The 18,542-nt window shown below is 64.3% G+C and carries 20 protein-coding genes; 13 read left to right on the top strand and 7 right to left on the bottom strand.

The features are described 5' to 3' along the window. Positions 1-13 precede the first annotated feature (13 nt). Positions 14-979, top strand: coding sequence for a ribose-phosphate diphosphokinase (locus LJY18_RS21875; RefSeq protein WP_238044469.1), 966 nt, complete (start codon positions 14-16; stop codon positions 977-979). Positions 980-1,120: 141 nt separating this feature from the next. Continuing rightward, positions 1,121-1,753 carry a bifunctional nicotinamidase/pyrazinamidase gene (gene pncA, locus LJY18_RS21880; protein WP_238044471.1) on the top strand — a complete coding sequence of 211 codons (633 nt, stop codon included), beginning with the start codon at positions 1,121-1,123 and terminating at the stop codon, positions 1,751-1,753. 230 nt (positions 1,754-1,983) lie between these two features. On the opposite strand, the gene LJY18_RS21885 is transcribed toward pncA, so the two are convergent. Beyond that, positions 1,984-3,345, bottom strand: coding sequence for a nicotinate phosphoribosyltransferase (locus LJY18_RS21885; RefSeq protein ID WP_238044473.1), 1,362 nt, complete (start codon positions 3,343-3,345; stop codon positions 1,984-1,986). A gap of 146 nt (positions 3,346-3,491) precedes the next feature. On the opposite strand from LJY18_RS21885, the gene LJY18_RS21890 reads away from it, so the two are divergent. After that, positions 3,492-4,616, top strand: a complete 1,125-nt coding sequence (locus tag LJY18_RS21890) for a CapA family protein (RefSeq protein WP_238044475.1) — start codon at positions 3,492-3,494, stop codon at positions 4,614-4,616. Between the two features lie 9 nt (positions 4,617-4,625). Here the strand turns inward: LJY18_RS21890 and groL are convergent, their stop codons facing one another. After that, positions 4,626-6,242, bottom strand: coding sequence for a chaperonin GroEL (gene groL, locus LJY18_RS21895; RefSeq protein ID WP_238044477.1), 1,617 nt, complete (start codon positions 6,240-6,242; stop codon positions 4,626-4,628). 51 nt (positions 6,243-6,293) lie between these two features. Next, positions 6,294-7,466: a cyclopropane fatty acyl phospholipid synthase gene (gene cfa, locus LJY18_RS21900; protein ID WP_238044479.1), complete on the bottom strand. Its 1,173-nt coding sequence runs from the start codon at positions 7,464-7,466 to the stop codon at positions 6,294-6,296. A 280-nt stretch (positions 7,467-7,746) separates the two neighbouring features. Between cfa and fnr the strand changes: the two genes are divergently transcribed. Then, positions 7,747-8,502: a fumarate/nitrate reduction transcriptional regulator Fnr gene (fnr, locus tag LJY18_RS21905; protein ID WP_269137928.1), complete on the top strand. Its 756-nt coding sequence runs from the start codon at positions 7,747-7,749 to the stop codon at positions 8,500-8,502. A gap of 22 nt (positions 8,503-8,524) precedes the next feature. On the opposite strand, the gene LJY18_RS21910 is transcribed toward fnr, so the two are convergent. The 3 genes from LJY18_RS21910 to LJY18_RS21920 all read right to left on the bottom strand — a co-directional run bounded on the left by LJY18_RS21910 (position 8,525) and on the right by LJY18_RS21920 (position 10,252). Next, positions 8,525-9,190 carry a dienelactone hydrolase family protein gene (locus tag LJY18_RS21910; RefSeq protein ID WP_238044484.1) on the bottom strand — a complete coding sequence of 222 codons (666 nt, stop codon included), beginning with the start codon at positions 9,188-9,190 and terminating at the stop codon, positions 8,525-8,527. 29 nt (positions 9,191-9,219) lie between these two features. Further along, positions 9,220-9,903: a phosphoribosyltransferase gene (locus tag LJY18_RS21915; protein WP_238044486.1), complete on the bottom strand. Its 684-nt coding sequence runs from the start codon at positions 9,901-9,903 to the stop codon at positions 9,220-9,222. A gap of 130 nt (positions 9,904-10,033) precedes the next feature. Then, positions 10,034-10,252, bottom strand: coding sequence for a hypothetical protein (locus LJY18_RS21920; protein WP_238044488.1), 219 nt, complete (start codon positions 10,250-10,252; stop codon positions 10,034-10,036). Positions 10,253-10,534: 282 nt separating this feature from the next. Between LJY18_RS21920 and LJY18_RS21925 the strand changes: the two genes are divergently transcribed. The 9 genes from LJY18_RS21925 (at position 10,535) to LJY18_RS21965 (ending at position 16,352) form a co-directional block, all read left to right on the top strand. After that, a complete protein-coding gene (locus LJY18_RS21925) occupies positions 10,535-11,068 on the top strand; it encodes an iron transporter (protein ID WP_238044490.1) in 534 nt (177 codons plus the stop codon). An 18-nt stretch (positions 11,069-11,086) separates the two neighbouring features. After that, positions 11,087-11,419: a cupredoxin domain-containing protein gene (locus LJY18_RS21930; protein WP_238044492.1), complete on the top strand. Its 333-nt coding sequence runs from the start codon at positions 11,087-11,089 to the stop codon at positions 11,417-11,419. A 24-nt stretch (positions 11,420-11,443) separates the two neighbouring features. Beyond that, on the top strand, positions 11,444-12,298 hold the full coding sequence (locus tag LJY18_RS21935) for an FTR1 family iron permease (RefSeq protein ID WP_238044494.1): 855 nt from the start codon (positions 11,444-11,446) through the stop codon (positions 12,296-12,298). Next, positions 12,286-13,659 carry a 4Fe-4S binding protein gene (locus LJY18_RS21940; protein WP_238044497.1) on the top strand — a complete coding sequence of 458 codons (1,374 nt, stop codon included), beginning with the start codon at positions 12,286-12,288 and terminating at the stop codon, positions 13,657-13,659. Before LJY18_RS21935 ends, LJY18_RS21940 begins: the two co-directional genes overlap by 13 nt. Before the next feature lie 143 nt (positions 13,660-13,802). Further along, positions 13,803-14,480: a Crp/Fnr family transcriptional regulator gene (locus LJY18_RS21945; RefSeq protein ID WP_238044498.1), complete on the top strand. Its 678-nt coding sequence runs from the start codon at positions 13,803-13,805 to the stop codon at positions 14,478-14,480. Positions 14,481-14,559: 79 nt separating this feature from the next. Continuing rightward, entirely contained in the window at positions 14,560-14,946 is a 387-nt protein-coding gene (locus LJY18_RS21950) for a putative zinc-binding protein (RefSeq protein WP_238044500.1), read from the top strand. A gap of 242 nt (positions 14,947-15,188) precedes the next feature. Further along, positions 15,189-15,341 carry a hypothetical protein gene (locus LJY18_RS21955; protein WP_238044501.1) on the top strand — a complete coding sequence of 51 codons (153 nt, stop codon included), beginning with the start codon at positions 15,189-15,191 and terminating at the stop codon, positions 15,339-15,341. Between the two features lie 105 nt (positions 15,342-15,446). Beyond that, a complete protein-coding gene (locus LJY18_RS21960; protein ID WP_238044504.1) occupies positions 15,447-16,130 on the top strand; it encodes a Crp/Fnr family transcriptional regulator in 684 nt (227 codons plus the stop codon). Positions 16,131-16,160: 30 nt separating this feature from the next. Then, entirely contained in the window at positions 16,161-16,352 is a 192-nt protein-coding gene (locus tag LJY18_RS21965; RefSeq protein ID WP_238044506.1) for a DnrP protein, read from the top strand. 306 nt (positions 16,353-16,658) lie between these two features. On the opposite strand, the gene LJY18_RS21970 is transcribed toward LJY18_RS21965, so the two are convergent. Next, the gene (locus tag LJY18_RS21970; RefSeq protein ID WP_238044508.1) at positions 16,659-18,500 is read right to left on the bottom strand and encodes a nitric oxide reductase activation protein NorD; all 1,842 of its coding nucleotides are present in this window, start codon (positions 18,498-18,500) and stop codon (positions 16,659-16,661) included. Positions 18,501-18,542: the final 42 nt, after the last annotated feature.

Raw genomic sequence — 18,542 nt, forward strand, 5'->3', positions numbered from 1 at the left:
AGGAGCGCACGCCATGGCCACAGAGTCTCCCCTGCTGTTCGCACTGCACGGCAGCCAGGAATATGCCGCCCGCGTGGCCCGTCGGCTCGCTTGCCCGCTGGCCGCCCATGAAGAACGCTCGTTCGAGGATGGCGAGCACAAGAGCCGGCCCCTGCAAGCGGTCGATGGCCGTCGGGTGGTGGTGTTCCACTCGCTCTATGGCGATGCCGAGCACAGCGTCAACGACAAGCTTTGCCGCCTGCTGTTCTTCTGCGGCGCGTTGAAAGACGCCGGCGCCCGCCAGGTGCAGGTGGTCGCGCCCTACCTCTGTTATGCGCGCAAGGAGCGTCGCACCCAGCCCCAGGACCCGATCATCAGCCGCTATGTCGCCACCCTGTTCGAAGCCTGTGGCGTCGACCGTTTGCTGGCCCTGGAAGTGCATAACGACGCCGCCTTCGACAACGCCTTCCGCATCCCCACCCAGCACCTGCAGGGCGCCGAACTGTTCGCCGAGCACTTCGCCGAACGCCTGGGCGCCGACGAGGAGGTGATCGCCGTGTCTCCCGATGCCGGCGGGGCCAAGCGTGCCGAGCAATTCCGCCAGGCCCTGCAGCGGCGTATCGGCAGGCCGGTGGGCAGCGCCTACATGGAGAAGTACCGCAGCAACGATGTGGTCACCGGCGCCCTGCTGGTCGGCGAGGTTCGCGGCAAGACCACGATCATCGTCGATGACCTGATCAGTACCGGGGGCACCCTGCTGCGCGCCGCCCAGGCCTGCCAGGTTGCCGGCGCCACGCGGATCTTCGCCGCCGCGGTGCACGGTCTGTTCACTGGCGGCAGCGCGCTGCTCGACAGCCCGCTGCTGGAAACCATCGTCATCTGCGACAGCGTGCCGCCGTTTCGCCTGGATCCCGAGCTGGCGGCCCGGCGGCTGCAGATTATCGACAGCAGTGCGGCGGTGGCGGCAATTCTGGCCGAGCAATATGGCCTGAAACCATGAGCGCTGGTGAACCAACTCCCGTCAGCGGCGACCAGCGCCATGCGCCCGCTGCTGAGGTTGCCTGACGCGCCTTGCCGCGAAAGCCAGGAATCGACCTGGTGACGGCGTCCGATTTTTTCACCACCACGGGGAGGAACCACGATGTCCAGCCGCCTCAATCCCGGCGCACAGGATCTGCTGCTGGTGATCGATGTACAAAATGACTTCTGTGCCGGTGGCGCCCTGGCGGTCCCCGGTGGCGACGAGGTGGTGGCCAAGATCAATCAGCTCGCGACCGCCTTCGCCCATGTGCTGTTGACTCAGGACTGGCATCCGCCGGGTCACAGCAGCTTTGCCAGCCAGCATCCGGGCCATCGCCCGTTCGACACCATGCAACTGCCCTACGGCGCCCAGACCCTCTGGCCCGACCATTGCGTGCAGGGCAGCCACGGCGCCGAGCTGCACCCAGAACTGGCCATTGCCCATGCCGAACTGATCCTGCGCAAGGGCTACCGGGCCGAGGTCGACTCCTACTCGGCGTTCTACGAGAACGACCGCCACACGCCTACCGGCCTGGCCGGCTACCTGCGCGAACGCGGGCTGCAGCGGCTGTTTCTGGTCGGCCTGGCGACCGACTATTGCGTGCACTACTCGGCGCTCGACGGTCGCCGGGAAGGGTTCGAGGTCGTGGTGCTGCTGGACGCCTGTCGCGGCCTGGACAGCAATGGTTCGCTGGCCAGGGCGCTGAGTGCGATGCGCGCGGCCGGGGTGGAACTGCGCGAGGACGCGGGGTGAACGTGGCTGGATGTGGCGCTGGCCAATAGTTCGGCTGGCAGCCAGGCACTCAGAGGTTGTGAAAATATCGAGCGCCGTAGCGAGACCGTCTCCAGGCGTTCGCGGCAAGGCGCGCTGCGTGAAAAGCAGGGGAGTTTAGTGAGCTAAATGACCCTGCTTTTCACGTAGCGCAACGTCAGCAGCGGGCGTTTTGAGGCGGTCGCAGTAGGCGGGAGTTTTTTCACAGCCTCTCAGGGCATCCCGCTCAGACGATCGGCGCTGTCGGCCAGTGCGCGCAGGGCCGGGGCGACCTCCACCGGATAGTCCTCCGCCGGCTCCAGGCAGCGCAGCGCCAGCGGCAGGCGCTCCAGCTCCTGGCGGGTACAGGCACGCACCTGGGCCAATGGCGGCGATGGCTGCAGACGCCGGCCCTGACGCATCACCGGCTGGATCAGCGGCACGCCTTCGGCCGCATCGCCCTCCAGGGTCAGGGTGTCCCCGCAACAGTGACCTTCGTCGTCGTAACGCCGGTACACCTGCTTGCGCCCGGGCCAGGTGGCCTTGCCCTCGGAGCGTTTGCGCCGCGGGGTGCCGGCGTATTCCTGCAGTTTGTAGGCGCAGTCCAGCGCCGGCACGTCGCTCGAGGTGCCCAGATGAGTGCCCACACCGTAGCCGTCGATCGGCGCGCCCTCCTGCCGCAGGCGCTGGATCAGGTGCTCGTCGACATTGCCACTGGCGAAGATGGTGACGGCATTCAGGCCGCCACGGTCGAGGATCGCGCGGACTTTGCGCGCGTGTTCGCCGAGGTCGCCGCTGTCGAGGCGCACGCCCTGGATGTGAATGCCGGCAGCGGCCAGGCGTGGCGCCAGCTCGACCACCTTCTGCGCCCCGGCTTCGGTGTCGTAGGTGTCGATCAGCAGCACCACGGTGCCTGGCAGGCTGTGGGCGAAATGCTCGAAGGCCGACTCTTCGTCGCTGTGCGCCTGGATAAACGAATGGGCCATGGTGCCGGCCAGCGGGATACCGAATTGCGCGCCCGCGAGCACCGTGGCGCTGGCATCGAAACCTGCCAGGTAGCTGGCCCTGGCCGCATAGACGCCGGCCTCGGCGCCGTGACTGCGGCGCAGGCCGAAATCCACCAGGCGCTTGCCCTGTGCGGCCAGCACCAGGCGCGCCGCCTTGCTCGCGATCAGGCTCTGGAAATGCAGCAGGTTGATCAGCCGCGTCTCCACCAACTGAGCCTGCGGCAGCGGCGCGGTGATGCGCAGGATCGGCTCGTCGGCAAAGAACGCGGTACCTTCCGCCATGGCATGCACATCGCCGCTGAAGCGCAGCTGGGCCAGGTAGTCGAGAAAGGCCGGCTTGAAGGTCCCCTGCCCGCTCAGCCAATCCAGTTCGGCCTGGCTGAAGCGCAGGTGCTCGAGGTAATCCAGCACCTGCTCAAGGCCTGCGGCCAGGTAGAAGTTACGTCTGGCCGGCAACTTGCGGGCGAAGAACTCGAACACTGCGGTCTCGAGCATGTCGCGCTCGTAATAGGCCTGCAGCATGGTCAACTGATAGAGGTCGGTGAGCAGTGCCCCGGGGCTGGCGAGGCGTGGTAGTTCGAGCGACATGACTCGGTCTCCCTTGCGAAGGGCAATGCGCCTGGGCGAATACTTGCACTGTGCCACCCGCTCACATGCCGGCAGGCTGATCCAGATCAAGACCCAGGGCGGCACCGGGCTTTAGCGTGCAAGTGATATCGGAATCGGAGGTCCGTATGCCTGCCCACCCTGCTATGGCGCGACTGTTCCTCACGGGCGACCTGATGTGCGCCCGTGGCATTGACCAGATCCTGCCAAACCCCGGCGATCCACGCCTCTATGAAGCTTACGTCAAGGATGCCGGCGACTATGTGCGACTGGCCGAACGGCGCAACGGCGCGATCGCCCAGCCGGTGGACTTTGCCTATGTCTGGGGCATGGTGCTGGAGGCGCTCAGGCAACGCCGACCGGACGTGCGCCTGGTCAACCTGGAAACGGCGGTGACCTGCAATGGCTGGCCACTGCCCAAAGGCATCAACTACCGGATGAATCCGGCCAACCTGCCGGTACTCGAAGTCGCCGGGATCGACTGCTGCGTGCTGGCCAACAATCATGTGCTGGACTGGGGCGAGGCCGGCCTGGCGGAGACCCTGGCCAGCCTCGATGCCCATGGCCTGCGGCATGTCGGCGCCGGCCTGGACCGTGCCAGCGCCCTGGCCCCGGCGCTGGTGCCACTGGCCGACGGCGGGCGCCTGCTGGTATTTGCCTACGCCACCGGCGACAGCGGGGTGCCGCCGGATTGGGCCGCCAGCGAGCAACGTCCCGGGGTTGCGCGCCTTGACGACCTGTCACCGCGCAGCGTGCAGCGCATCGCCCAGCACATTCGAGCGTTCAGACAGCCCGGCGACCGGGTGCTGGTGTCACTGCACTGGGGCGGCAACTGGGGCTTTGCCGTTGCACCGGAGCAGCAACGCTTTGCCCATGGGCTGATCGACGAAGCCGGCGTGGACCTGGTGCATGGCCACTCCTCACACCATATCAAGGGCCTGGAAGTCTACCGCCAGCGCCTGATCATCTATGGCTGCGGCGACCTGCTGAATGACTACGAAGGCATCGATGGGCATGCGGCCTACCGTGGCGAACTGGGCCTGCTGTATTTTGCCGACCTGGCCTACGACGGCCGCCTGCTGGCGCTGGAGCTGGTGCCCACGCGCCAGCGCCAGCTGAGTATCCACCGCGCCAAAGGCGCCGATCGGCAATGGTTGCAGGACACCCTGCAACGCGAGTCGGGGCAATTTGCCTGCACGGTTCGCCCCACGAGCGAGAGCAGCTTCGCGCTGGTCTGGCCCGCCTCGCACTGAATTGCCGGTTCAGGTCGGGAATGGCGGCTCCACAGGGCTCTCCTTCTCCGGGATTTCGGTCAGGGTGGCTTCGGTCAACAGCAGCACACTGGCCACGGACACGGCGTTTTCCAGGGCCACCCGGACCACCTTGGTCGGGTCGATGATGCCGGCCTGGTACATGTCGACATAGCTGTTGGTCGAGGCGTCGAAGCCGACATTGGTCTTTTCCGCGAACATCCGCGCCACCACCACGCCGGCATCCACCGCCGAGTTTTCGGCGATGATCCGAGCCGGCGCCTCCAGGGCGCGCCGCAGGATCTGCAGCCCGGTGCGCTCGTCGCCCTCGCATTTAGCTTCCTCGTCGACGAGCAACGGCACCGCCCGCAATAACGCCAGACCGCCGCCGGGGACGATGCCCTCGGCAATCGCCGCCTTGGTCGCCGCGATGGCGTCGTCGAGGGCATCCTTGCGGGTTTTCATTTCCGCCTCGGTAGGCGCGCCCACGCGGATCACCGCCACTCCGCCGGAGAGTTTGGCCAGGCGTTCCTGGAGTTTCTCCTTGTCGTAATCACTGCTGGCCATCTCGATCTGCTTGCGAATCTGTTGCAGGCGCCGCTCGATCGCCTCGCGTTCGCCGGCCCCACCGATCACCGTGGTGCTCTCCTTGTCGACCACCAAGCGCCGGGCGCGGCCGAGCTGGCTCAGTTCGACCTGTTCGAGGCGAATGCCCAGTTCGCTGGAAATCACCATCCCACCGGTGAGGATGGCAATGTCCTGGAGCATCTCCTTGCGTCGATCGCCGAACCCCGGGGCCTTGACCGCCACGGCGCGGAGAATGCCGCGGATCTGGTTGACGATCAGGGTCGCCAGCGCCTCACCTTCGACATCCTCGGCGATAAATGCCAGCGGCCGGCCGCTCTTGGCAATCTGTTCGAGCAGCGGAATCAGGTCCTTGAGCAGGCCAATCTTCTGGTCACAGAGCAACAGGTAGGGATCTTCCAGTTCCACCTGCATCTTGTCGGTGTCGGTGATGAAGTACGGCGAGACATAACCCCGGTCGAAACGCATGCCCTCGACCACCTCCACCACGGTTTCGGTGGTTTTTGATTCCTCGACGCTGATCACCCCTTCGCTGCCGACCTTCTCCAGGGCATCGGCGACCAGTTCGCCGATAGTGCCTTCGTTATGCGCCGAGATTGTCGCCACCTGGGCCTTTTCCTTGCGCGTGCGCACCGGTTTGGACTGGCTCCGCAGCGAGCCGACCACCACCTGCAGGCCGCGATCCAGGCCGCGCTTGATATCGATGGCGCTGGCGCCGGCCACCACATTGCGCACGCCGTCGGCAAAGATTGCATGGGCCAGCACCGTCGAGGTACTGGTGCCGTCGCCCACCGCCTCGCCGGTGCGTTCGGCGGCCTGGCGCAGCATCTGCACGCCGAGGTTCTCTTCGGGATCCTCCAGATTCACCAGCTTGGCAATGGTCACGCCATCGTTGCAGACCTGCGGCGTGCCCCATTTCTTTTGAATCAGCACCGATTTGGATTTCGGTCCTAGGGTCACCCGGATCGCATCCGCCAATTGGGTCGCACCCTGCAGCACCTTCTCTCGGGCACCGCCGCGGAACAGGATTTTCGTATGGGCCATGCAGATACCCTCGGGTTTGAGCCATAGCAGCCGTTGTCGGGCGGCCGTCCTTCAACGCAGCGAGCGATAACCATCCGCCACGCCGCCCTTGGACAACACGATCTGCCAGAGCTGGATATTGCGCGCGCGGAAGGCGCCGGCGCAGGTCAACAGGTAATAGCGCCACATGCGGTAGAAGCGTTCGTCGTAGTGCGGCGCCAGTTCGGCCCAGTGCCGCTCGAAATTGGCATACCAGGCCATCAGGGTGAGGTCGTAATCGGCGCCAAAATTATGCCAGTCCTCCATCACCCAATCCGGTTCGATGGCCTTGCCGATCTGCGCGATCGACGGCAGGCCGCCATTGGGAAAGATGTGCCGGTCGATCCAGGCATCGCTGTGCAGCCCGCTCTGGTTGGCGCCGATGCTGTGCAGCAGGAACAGGCCCTTGTCGCGCAGACAGCGGTGCACGACCTGCATGTAGGTACGGTAGTTCTTCCAGCCAACGTGCTCGAACATGCCGAGCGAGACGATGTGATCGAAGGTCTCATACAGATCACGGTAATCCTGCAGGCGGATCTCCACCGGCAGTCCGCTACAGCGCACACGGGCCAACTCGGCCTGCTCGCGGGAAATGGTGATGCCGACCACCTCGGCCGCATAGGTGCGTGCGGCGTACTCGGCGAAACTGCCCCAGCCACAACCGATGTCCAGCACCCTGTCGCCAGGTTGCAGGCCAATCTTGCGGCAGACCAGGTCGAGCTTGTTGGCCTGCGCCTGATCGAGATCGGCGGCGTTGCGCCAGTAGCCGCAGGTATAGGTCATGCGTGTATCGAGCATGCATTGGTAGAGCTGGTTGCCCAGGTCATAGTGATGCTCGCCGACCATATAGGCGCGGGCCTTCGACTGCAGGTTGGCCAGTAAACCGCGTGTCAGTTGCCAGGCTTCGTACCAGCTGACGCGGATTTTCGCTTCGAGGTTGACGCGTAACGCCCGGTGGATGAATTCGTCGAGCTGTTCGCACTCCCACCAGCCATCCATATAGGCTTCGCCAAGGCCCAGGCTGCCCTGGGACAGAATGCGCGGGTAGGCACGCGGATCCAGCACGCGCATGTCCCAGGGCTGGTTGCCGTTGAGGGCTATTCCGGCGCGGTCTAACAAGCGTTCAACCTTATCGCGCGCCTGAACACTCTCGCTCCCTGGCAGCGCAATCTCATCCGGGTGCAGTGGCAGCTTGTTCTGGACCATGGCTCGTCCTCACGACATTCGCTCAGGATCGCTGAAATCACCCTGCCGCCGCGTGCTCGCACTCACCACTTCATGAAGTCATGCCTGCACAGGCGATGGCCCCATAAAACGCTGGCGACCCTGTAACGACCTTTGGTCTGATTTCAACCCAATCCTGCCTATGACTCCTCCATTCCTCTAAGATAAGATAGTCAAATACCTGTCAGAAAACCTGTATTAGTAGATTAGAAAGCACTAGTCGTTGATGTAGAACACTTTTTGCAAACAATTGGAGGATCCAATGTTCGCTAATGGTCGTCACAGCGTCTTAACCTCATCATTAAAGTTTCAGATGAATTGCCATGACTGCAGCCTCAGCCGACTGTGCCTACCGGGTTGCCTGCAGAACAATGAAGTCGATCAGCTGGAAAACATCATCAAACGCAATCATCCGCTGCACAAAGGCGAGCATCTGTTTCGTGCTGGCGAACCCATGCAGCAAGTCTATGCGTTGCGCTCGGGGGCATTGAAAACCTACCTGCTGGATCCAGACGGTAACGAGCAGATCACCGGCTTCACGCTACCGGGCGAACTGGTCGGCCTGGATGCCTTTGGCAACAGCAGTTTCCCCAGTTATGCCGTGGCCCTGGAAACCTCCCTGGTGTGCACCATCCCGCTTGCCGATCTGGAAGAGTTGGCGGGGCATATCCCCAGTTTGAGAAAGCAGCTGCTGGTAACCCTGAGCCGCGAGTTGCAAGAAGAGCAGCAGCATTACAGCCATAATCGGGAAAGCGCCGAGCGGCGCCTGGCCGTATTCCTGCTCAACCTCTCGCTGCGCTATAGCCGGCGCAGCCTGTCGGCGACCAGTTTTATCCTGTCGATGAGTCGCGGCGAGATCGGCAATTACCTGGGCCTGACCACCGAGACGGTCAGCCGGCTGTTCAGCCGCTTCCGGCGCCAGGGCCTGCTGGAAATCAAGGGTCGCGAGTTACGCCTCATGCACCCAACGGCGCTGAACCAGCTGGGCAGAATCGAGGTTCGCCAGCTCGCTGTCTGAACTGAGACTCAACAGGCGCAACTCAGCTGTTGTTAGCGCGCAGGTGACGGCAGAACCAGTCCCCGGCCAACATCGCCACTTGCTCCAGTGCGTCCGGCTCTTCGAACAAGTGGGTAGCCCCGGGCACCACCGCCAATTGCTGTTCGCACTGCAGTTGCTGACTGGCTTCACGGTTCAATTGCACCACCTGCGGATCCCGGCCACCGACGATTTGCAGGGTTGGCGCCCTCACCTTGGGCAGCGATGGACCGGCCAGATCGCAACGCCCGCCACGGCTGACCACGGCATGTACCACTTGCGGCCGCTGCGCCGCCGCGATCAGCGCCGCCGCTGCGCCGGTGCTGGCACCGAACAGACCGATGTGCAGCGCGCCGAGTTCGGCATTGCCCGCGAGCCAGTCGAGCACTCCGACCAGACGCTGGCTGAGGCGCGGAATATCGAAACGATACTCGGCGCTGAGCCGATCCACGCGCTCTTCTTGTCCGGTCAGCAAGTCGAATAACAAGGTCGCCAACCCCAGATCGTTGAAATAGTGCGCGACCTGCAGGTTGCGTGGGCTGAGGCGACTGCTGCCGCTGCCATGGGCAAACACCACCAGCCCGATCGGATCATCTGGCAGCAGCAGATCGGCGTCCAGCTCGGCATCGCCGACGGTCAGTTTCAAGGTTCTTGACGCTGGGGTTTGCATGAATCAGGCCTCCTCGTTGCAGCATTCGTTCACGCCTGCGCGTCTTGCTCGCGCTGCCAGGCCTGGCGCAACAGCGCCTGGACCTGCTGATCCGAAGTCTGGGAAAAATCCACATACCAACGGCCGATGGCGATGAACATCTCGGGAGTGAACGGACAGATGACTTCATCGACCTGCCGACGCAACAGCGCCACGCTATCGGGCGGCGCCACCGGCACGGCGACCACCACTCGCGCGGGCGACTGCTGGTGTACCGCCTTGATCGCCGCCTGCATGGTGGCGCCCGTGGCCAGGCCATCGTCGACCAGGATCACCTGTTGTCCGTCCAACACCGGCAGTGGCCGCTCGCCGCGGTAGGCGTGGTCGCGGCGCTGCAACTCCAGGCTTTCCCGCGCGGCCACTGCGTCGACGGTGGCGCCATCGATTTGCAGTGACGCCAGCACATCGCGGTTCAGCACCCGCACGCCGCCACTGGCGATGGCCCCCATGGCGAGCTCGGCGTGGCCTGGCACGCCGAGCTTGCGCACCAACATCAGGTCGAGACGAACCTGCAGTGCGTTGGCGATCTCGTAGGCCACCGGCACGCCACCACGCGGCAAGGCCAGCACGATCACGTCAGGTCGCTGGCGATAAGCTGTCAACAACCGCGCTAGCGCCTGACCTGCGCTAGTTCTGTCGCGGATGGGGATTTCCAGAACATCGTTTCGAGTCATGGTCATGCTCCAGCAGGCGAACCCGACTTAACCATGCGCCCGCCTTTGTGCAGAGTCTTTGATCTCGATTAGGAGTTCGCGCGATAGCAGGCTCTGCAGGTGACAAACCCGCGCAGCGAGTGATCGCGGCTCATGTATGCAGGTGGCTGTCGAGCAACTCGCCGAGGGCCTGGTTGATCGCCGCCGAATTGATCGCCAGCAACTGCAGTTGCGCTTGCACGCTCTGCGCCACTTCAGTCGAGCCGCGCTGCTCGATCCACCTGGTCAGCTGCCAGACGGCCTCTCCCAGAGCGACCTGGTTCTGATGCAAGCGAGCCAGGGTCGCGGTCGTGAGTTGTTTGTGGTGCATATCCAGTTCCTGCTTTGATGGCAATCCATCCATGCGTGACCCAGGTTCGTCAGGTAGCTGCCATAGAGTTGGATCCGCGGCGATGGGTCCGCCGATTAGACAGGCCATCAGGTTCCAGTAACTGCCGGCCAATCGCCATACCTCTTCATTGGTAGTGCGCACAACGCTGATCTGGCTCAATCATTCCCCCAACAAAGTCTAATCTTGATGCTAATCATTATTGTTCAGCCTGTATTTCCCTAAGCTAGGTGCAACCCAGCCAACGCTTAGAGGAAACCGTCGATGCGCGCACAACTGCCCTTCTCACTCGCCCTACTGCTGGTCGCCACGTTGACCCAGGCCAAGGAATACCCGATTGGCGAACCCCAGCACTGCGGTGGCCTGGAGGTGGGCGCCGTGTACCTGCAACCGATCGAGATGGATCCACCGGGCATGATGCGCCCCGCCGCCGACTCCGACGTGCACCTGGAAGCCGACATCAGCGCCCTGGAAAACAACCCGAACGGCTTCCAGGAAGGCAGCTTCGTGCCCTATCTCAAGGTCGCCTTCGAGTTGCGCAAGCAAGGCAGCGACGAACCGCTCAAGGGCGACTTCCACGCCATGGTCGCCAACGATGGGCCGCACTATGGCGACAACCTCAAGCTGTCCGGCCCGGGCAAGTACCAGTTGACCTTGAGCATCCTGCCCCCGGCCGGCGGCCATGCCATGTTCGGCCGCCACACCGACAAGGAAACCGGCGTCGCCCCCTGGTTCGAGCGCTGCGAACTGCACTACCAGTTCACCTATGCCGGTATCGGCAAGAAAGGCGGTTATTGAGTCAACCTGGAGAATCCGATGCCCCGTTCCTTGCTCGTCCTGCTGGGAGCCGCCCTGGGGCTGCCCCTGTCCGCCGTCGCCGCCAGCCTACCGACCTACCAACTGGAGATGCGCGATGGTCACTTCAGCCCGGCGGCCCTCGAAGTGCCCGCCGGCCAGCGCTTCAAGATCGTGCTGCACAACCAGGGCCAGGGCCCGGCCGAGTTCGAGAGCACGCCGCTGCGCGTGGAGAAGGTCTTGTCCCCCGGGGTCAGCTCGTTCGTGGTGATCCATCCACTCAGGCCGGGTCGCTACCCGTTCTTCGACGAGTTCCACCGCGAGCTGGCCGAAGGCGCCATCGTCGCCCAATGACGCTGCTGCAGCGGGAGTACTGAAATGGAACAGTCGCTGTTTATCGTCTGGCGGGAAAGCATCGAGGCCCTGCTGGTCATCGGTATCCTGCAGGCCTGGATCAGCCAGCAGGCTGAGCGCGGCCGCGCCATGACCTGTCTGTGGGGCGGCGTGGCGCTCGGCCTGCTGCTGTCCGCGGCACTGGCGCTGGCCATCCTGTTCGCCGGCGAATGGCTGGCGGGCGCGGCGGGCGAGTGGTTCCAGGCGGGTCTGGTGCTGCTGGCCAGCGGGCTGATCCTGCAGATGGTCGGCTGGATGCGCCGGCATGGCCGCACCTTGAAAAGCGACCTGCAGCAGGCGGCCGACAGCCACCTGCAGCGCAACGGCGGCCTCGGCCTGCTGCTCCTGGCCATGCTCGCGGTCGGCCGCGAAGGCAGCGAGACCGTGGTCTTCCTCTATGGCCTGGGCGTGCACAAGCACGGCGCCGCTCTCTGGCAGTTCGCCCTCGGGGGCGCGGCTGGCCTGGGGCTGGCGCTGCTGACCTTCATGCTGTTGCAGGCTGGCAGCCGGCTGGTGTCCTGGCGGCATTTCTTCCGCTGCAGCGAGAGCGTGTTGCTGTTGCTCGGTGCGTCCATGTTGATCGCCGGGCTCGACCGCATCAGCGGTCAGTTGATGGCCCTGGAGCTGCCCGAGCAGGTCTATGGCTGGTTCGGCGCGGCCCTCTGGGACACCTCCGCCGGCCTGGATGACGCCTCGGGGCTGGGTTCGGTACTGGCCAACTTCGCCGGTTATCGCGCCATGCCCTCCCTGGCCACGGTCGCCGTGCTGGCCGGCTACTGGCTGCTGGTCGCCTTCTGGCTGCGGCGCACCGCGCCGGCCGTGTCGCCATGCGCCAACTGAACAACCTGCTGGGCGACCTGGGTGACGCCCTGCGCCGCCATGCGCGGCTGATTCGCGGCCTGCAATGGGCGGTCGTGACGTTCTATGGCGTGTTGCTGGTACTGCCGGCGCTGCTGCCGTTACCGTCCAGCCAGGCGCGGATTCTCGACAACCTGACGCTGCTGGCGCAGTTCATGTTCTGGGGCGTCTGGTGGCCGTTCGTGCTGCTGTCGATCGTGCTGTTCGGCCGGCTCTGGTGCGGGGTGCTCTGCCCCGAAGGCGCGCTCAGCGAATGGATCAGTTGGCGCGGCCTGGGTCGCGGCACGCCGCGCTGGATCCGCTGGGGCGGCTGGCCGACCCTGGCGTTCATCCTCACCACCATTTATGGCCAACTGATCAGCGTCTACGACTATGCCCAGGCGGCGCTGCTGATCCTCGGTGGCTCGACCCTGGCGGCGATGCTGGTGGGCTTTCTCTATGGCCGCGGCAAGCGCGTCTGGTGCCGCTACCTGTGCCCGGTCAGCGGTGTGTTCGCCCTGCTCGCCCGTCTGGCGCCGCTGCATTACAAGGTCGTCGAGCAGCGCTGGCTGGACAACCCGCCACCGCGCCAGCCCCCACCCAACTGCGCGCCGCTGCTGGATATCCGGCGCATGCAAGGCGCCGCCGACTGCCATGCCTGCGGCCGCTGCAGCGGCCAACGCGACGCGGTGCAACTGAGCACGCGTTCGCCGAATGCGGAAATCCTCATCGTCGGTCGCCATCTCCGCAGCCCGTGGGACGTCCGCCTGCTGCTGTTTGGCGTGATCGGCCTGGCCATGGGCGCCTTTCAATGGACGCTCAGCCCCTGGTTCGTCAGCCTGAAACAGGCGACGGCCACCTGGCTGGTCGAGCGCAACAGCTATTGGTTGCTGCAGGCCGATGCGCCCTGGTGGTTGCTGACCCATTACCCGCAGGCCAACGACCTGTTCAGCTGGCTCGATGGCCTGCTGATCCTGTTCTACCTGTCGGCCAGCGCCTTGCTGCTTGGCGGCGGCTTGTGGCTGCTGCTGCGGGCCGCAGCGCTGCTGGTGTCGCGCACAGGCAACGCCTTCGAACAGCTGGCGTTGACGTTGATCCCGCTCGGCGCCTGCGGCTTGTTTCTCGGCCTCAGCGCCACCACCGTCAAGCTGCTGCGCTACGAGGGCCTGGCCCTCGCCTGGGCGCAACCGGCTCGCGCCAGCCTGCTCGCAGGGGCGATTGCCTGGAGCCTGTGGCTGGGCTGGCAGGTGCTCGGCCGGCATGGCGCCCGCGGGCTGAACAGGCTCGCGGCGTTCGGCTGTCTGGCGCTGGGCTCAGCCTGGGTCGGCTATGGCTGGTGGTTGCAGTTCTGGGGCTGGAGTTGAGTCTTGTCGACGGCCGCCAAACATTGCGACGGGTTCCTCGTCCGGCGGTCGCGCCCAGACTTGTTTGAAATCAAGGAAGCCCCCGCTATCGACCTTCTAGCATGCAATCCCGAGCAATCCCGAGCTGCGTTGTGGGAGAGACCATGCTGACCGAACCATCACTTGTCGCGCAATTGCGCCGTCACCACCTGTTCAGCCGGCTGCCGGAGGCGGCGCTGCTGGAGGTCTGCGCCTCGGCCAACCTCAAACGCCTGGCTGCTGGCGCCTCGTTGTTCCACCAGGGCGACAAGGCCGATCGTTTCTATTTTATCTTCAGCGGCCAGGTGAAGCTGCATCGGGTGGTTTGCGACGGCCAGGAGAAACTGGTGGAAATCATCCGCGCCGGCGAATCCTTTGCCGAGGCGCTGCTGTTCACCGGCGTGCCGCAGTACCCGGTCAGCGCCACTGCCCTGAAGACCTGCCAGATGGCCAGCCTGCACGGCTCACAGTACCGTCGCCTGCTGGAAGAACACCCGAGCATCTGCCTGGATATCCTCGCCACCCTGAGCATTCGCCTGCACCAGCGGCTGAACGAGATCGACACCCTGACCCTGGCCAACGCCTGCCACCGGGTCAGGCGCTTTCTGGTCCAGGCCCACGAAGAAGGCAACGGGGTGATCATGCTCGATGTGCCGAAACGGCTGATCGCCTCGAAGCTGGGCATCCAGCCGGAAACCTTCTCGCGCATCCTCCATCGCCTGATCGACTCGGGCGTGATTGCAGTCCAGCGCCGGCGCATCGAGATCATCGATCTGCCAGGGCTGAGCAACTACGACGACTAGCAGAATTGACTGTGATCAACGCCAGCAGCTGCACGGCCGTCAAACTGGACCACCGCTTGACGTGTGAAGGGTGTGCACCATGTCCAAGACCATTCAGCCGCTGGTCTACTCCTGCTCCGGCTGCTCCAACGTGGCGCAACTGGCGAATACCCTTGCCGTGCGCCTGGATCGAGCCGGTCTGGCGGAAATGTCCTGCATTGCCGGGGTCGGCGGTCATGTCCCGGCCCTGGTGAACAAGGCCCGCTCGGGCCGCCCCATCCTGGCCATCGACGGCTGCCCGCTGCACTGCGTCAGCGCCTGCCTGGCCCAGCACGGCATCGGTGCCGACGTGCACATAACCCTCAGCAGTTCTGGCCTGCGCAAGCGCTATCGGCAAGATTGCAGCACGGCCGAAGCCGACGCGCTGTTCGAGGACATGCAACACATCATCGCCCGTCTGGGACAGCAACAAACCGGCCCTGGCTGAGCGACGCAACCGGCGCTGGCGCCAGGTACGGGTGCGCAAGGGTGGATTGAGTGGCACGCACAGAATGCAGGGTTAAAAAGACCACAGTGGTATTTTCAACCCTAAAGGCGCTCAGTCATTTTTACCATAACAACTGAGTAAAGCCTTTAAATTCAATGAATTGCAGATGGCACGCGGCTTGCTCAAGGATAGCTATAGATAACCGCGATTCGACATGAATGACCGCCATGCAAGGAGTCCACATGAAAAAAGTTCTGCAACCGCTAGCCTGGTATCTGGTCCTGGCCTCGGTATTGGCCATGGCCAGCGGCGTTGCCCTGAGTGTCGCCACCGACATGGCCCTGGCCACCAGCGGTATCGAGTGGCAGCAGCCCGCCAGCCGGGCTGTCTGCTAGTACCAGGTTCACCACGCAAGACCGAGTCGTCAGCCCGTCACGCCCAGGGTCCGACTCAAGGCCGCTCGGGGCCGCTCTTCACGCCCAACAATCAGGATGTCTTTTATGGTGCTTCATCGCGTTCATCACCAGATTCTCCGCAGTCACCATTTGTTCGAGCCGCTGAACGAAGAGCAAATGGATGAACTGATGAGCACCAGTCAACTGCTCAGCATCGACAAGGGTGAGCCCTTGTTCCGCCAGGGCGAGCCGGCCCATTCGTTCTATTTCGTCATCGCCGGCGCGGTGAAGATCTACCGCCTGACCCCGGATGGGCAGGAGAAGGTGTTCGAGGTCATCGGCAATCGGCAGACCTTTGCCGAAGCCATGATGCTGATGGACACGCCCAACTACGTCGCCTCGGCCGAGGCGGTATGCCCGACTCAGCTTTACCGCATCGCCAACAGCACCTACATGCGCCTGCTGCAGAGCAACAGCCGGCTGACCTTTGCCCTGCTCGGCAAGCTCTGTGTGCGCCTGCACCAGCGGGTCAACGAGATCGAAACGCTGTCGCTGAAAAACGCCACCCACCGCGTGGTGCGCTACCTGATCACTCAGCTCGCCCGCCAGCCGGACGCAGGCAACAGTTTCGAGCTGCCGATGGCCAAGCAGTTGATTGCCGGGCACCTGTCGATCCAGCCGGAAACCTTCTCGCGGATCATGCGCCGCCTGATCGACGAGGAAATCATCAGCCAGGAAGGCCGTCAGATCGTGATTCTCGATCGCCTGCGCCTGGAGCAGTTCGAGTGAATTGCCGGTCTTCGCGTCTGAGCGCTCGCCATGTCTAAATGCCTGTATTGCCAACGCGACAACCCGCCCGGGAAAGCTGAGTGCCACCACTGCGGCATGCCCCTGCCGGCCTTGGCAGATGCTGCTGTCGAACGTCGGCAGCGGCGTTTTCTCTGGTTCTGCATCGGCCTGACCGTGTTCTGCGCGGTGATGGCCGTCTGGTTGCCGCGCAGCATCGTCTGAACCGTCCTGCAGAAAATCCCTCTGCCGATAATTGATCGTCCCTACGCTGCGCGTGGCAATCCAGCCCTCGACGCTCCGGCGTCCCTACCGCCAGCGCATTACGTGATGCAGGGCGCCACAGGCTGGCTCCTATGCTGGAGTGCGGGAGCCAGCAAGCCAGCCATCAACTAAAACGTTTTTGATCGTCCCCACGCTCCGCGTGGAAAGGCAGTCCTCGACGCTCCAGCGTCCACACCGCCAGCTTCACAGGCACGCTCCCACGCTGGAGCGTGGGAGCGATCAAACAGCCAATACCGGCATGGCCAGTCATACCTGGGTCAACTGGCGGTACAGCTGCGGCAGGCGCAGCGGCAATTGCTGGGGCTGGCGGATCTGGGTGTAGCCATTGGCGCCGAACATGTACGGCAGGTAATCGCCGGCTTCGCTGTCGATGGTGATGCAGAACGGCAACAGGCCCTGGCGTCGCGCCTCCAGCACCGCTTCGCGGGTGTCCTCGACGCCATAGCGGCCTTCGTAGAGGTCGAGGTCGTTGGGTTTGCCATCGGTCACTAACAGCAGCAGTTTGCGCCGCTGCTTGCACGCGCCGAGCAGCACGGTGGCCTGGCGGATGGCCGCGCCCATACGGGTGTAATAGCCGGGCTTGAGGGCCTGAATGCGCCCGCGGGTGTTGTCGTCGTAGCGCTGCTTGAACGACTTAAGCTCCTGCATGCGCACCTGCTGGCGGCGCAGCGAGGAGAAGCCATAGAGGGCGAACTCGTCGCCCAGGGCGGCCAGGGTTTCACCGAACAGCAGCAGGCTGTCGCTGATCACCTCGATTACCCGGTGCTCATCGTCCAGGTGCGCATCGGTGGACATCGACACATCCGCCAGCAGCAGGCAGGCCAGGTCGCGGCGCGTGTGGCGCTGCTCCATGAACAGGCCACGTTCGGCGCACTGGCCATGCTGACGCTCGACGTGAAAATCCAGCCAGGCCTGCATATCCAGCTCCGAGCCCTGGGGTTGCTGACGCAGCCACTGGCGATCGTTGCGCAGGTGCTCGAACTGGCGGCGCAAGCGCTTGGCCAGCGGCGCCAGACGCAGGGGCAGCGGCTGCGGCTCGCTGCCACGCGGCACCATCATCTGCAGGTTGACGAAGTCCTCGCGCAGGCTCTGCTTGCGATAGTCCCACTCCGGCAGCTTGATACCTTCGCCCAGCGGAATGTCGTCGACGTCCGCCGGTGGCAGATCGAGGTGCAACTTGAGTCCGCCGCCCTTGCGCAGGCGTTGCTTGGACAGGGCGAGTTCGTCGAGATCCTCGGCGACCCGCGCGGCGTCCAGGTCTTCGCTGTCGTCGCTGCAGCGATCCAGTTCGACATGCTCGGACCAGCTGAACAGGTTCTCCAGGCGGAAGATCAACAGACCGCCCTTGCTGGTGCTCTCCTCGACTCGCTTGGCGCGCTTGGGCCCGACCTTCTGCTCGCCCGGCGGGGTCAGCAAGTTGCCCTCACTTTCCTCGCCCAGCTCACAGGCCTGGGGTTCGCCGAGGTTTTCCGCCGGGTACAGCCACAGCGGCAACGGCCAGGGGGCCAGTTCGCTGCGCGGAAAATGCTCGACGCTGCCCGGTTCGCGCAGGGCCTGACAGAGCGCCATCTCCAGCGCCGCCTCGCCCTTGCCCAGCTGCTCAGGATCGGGGCGCAACTGCAGATGGGCCTCGACCAGGCGCTGGTAGCGTGGGCGCAGGGCCGGGTAGGCCTGCAACAACTGCCGGGTCCAGCGCTGGTTGTCACGCGCCCAGTGGCGCATCTCTCCCGCTTGTGCGGCCAGCAGCGCCAGCCAGCGATACAGATCCTGATTCAGCGCAACTTCGGGGTACACCGCCAGGTTCGGCGGCAGGCGCAGGTTGCTGGCATCGCACCAGGCCACCGGCATTTGCTTGCAGGTGCCAGCCACCTGTTGCAGCAGGTTGCGCCGCAGCACCAGGTCGCGGGCGCTGGCGGCCTCCACCCCGACGCCACTGGCGCCGCCCATGGCGCGAAACAACACTGCCAGGGGCCGCTGCATACTGGCCAACTCGACCCGCGCCTCGGGAAAATCCGGGCTGGCACGCCGGGTGATGAAGCGGTGCCAGACACTACCCACCCACTCTTCCAGTTCGACGGTAAAAGCCATCTGCTTCACCTTGCTCGCTGTGCTCCGCAGAGCCAAATGCAA

This window comes from Pseudomonas sp. MMS21 TM103 (assembly GCF_022132145.1).
GTDB lineage: Bacteria > Pseudomonadota > Gammaproteobacteria > Pseudomonadales > Pseudomonadaceae > Aquipseudomonas.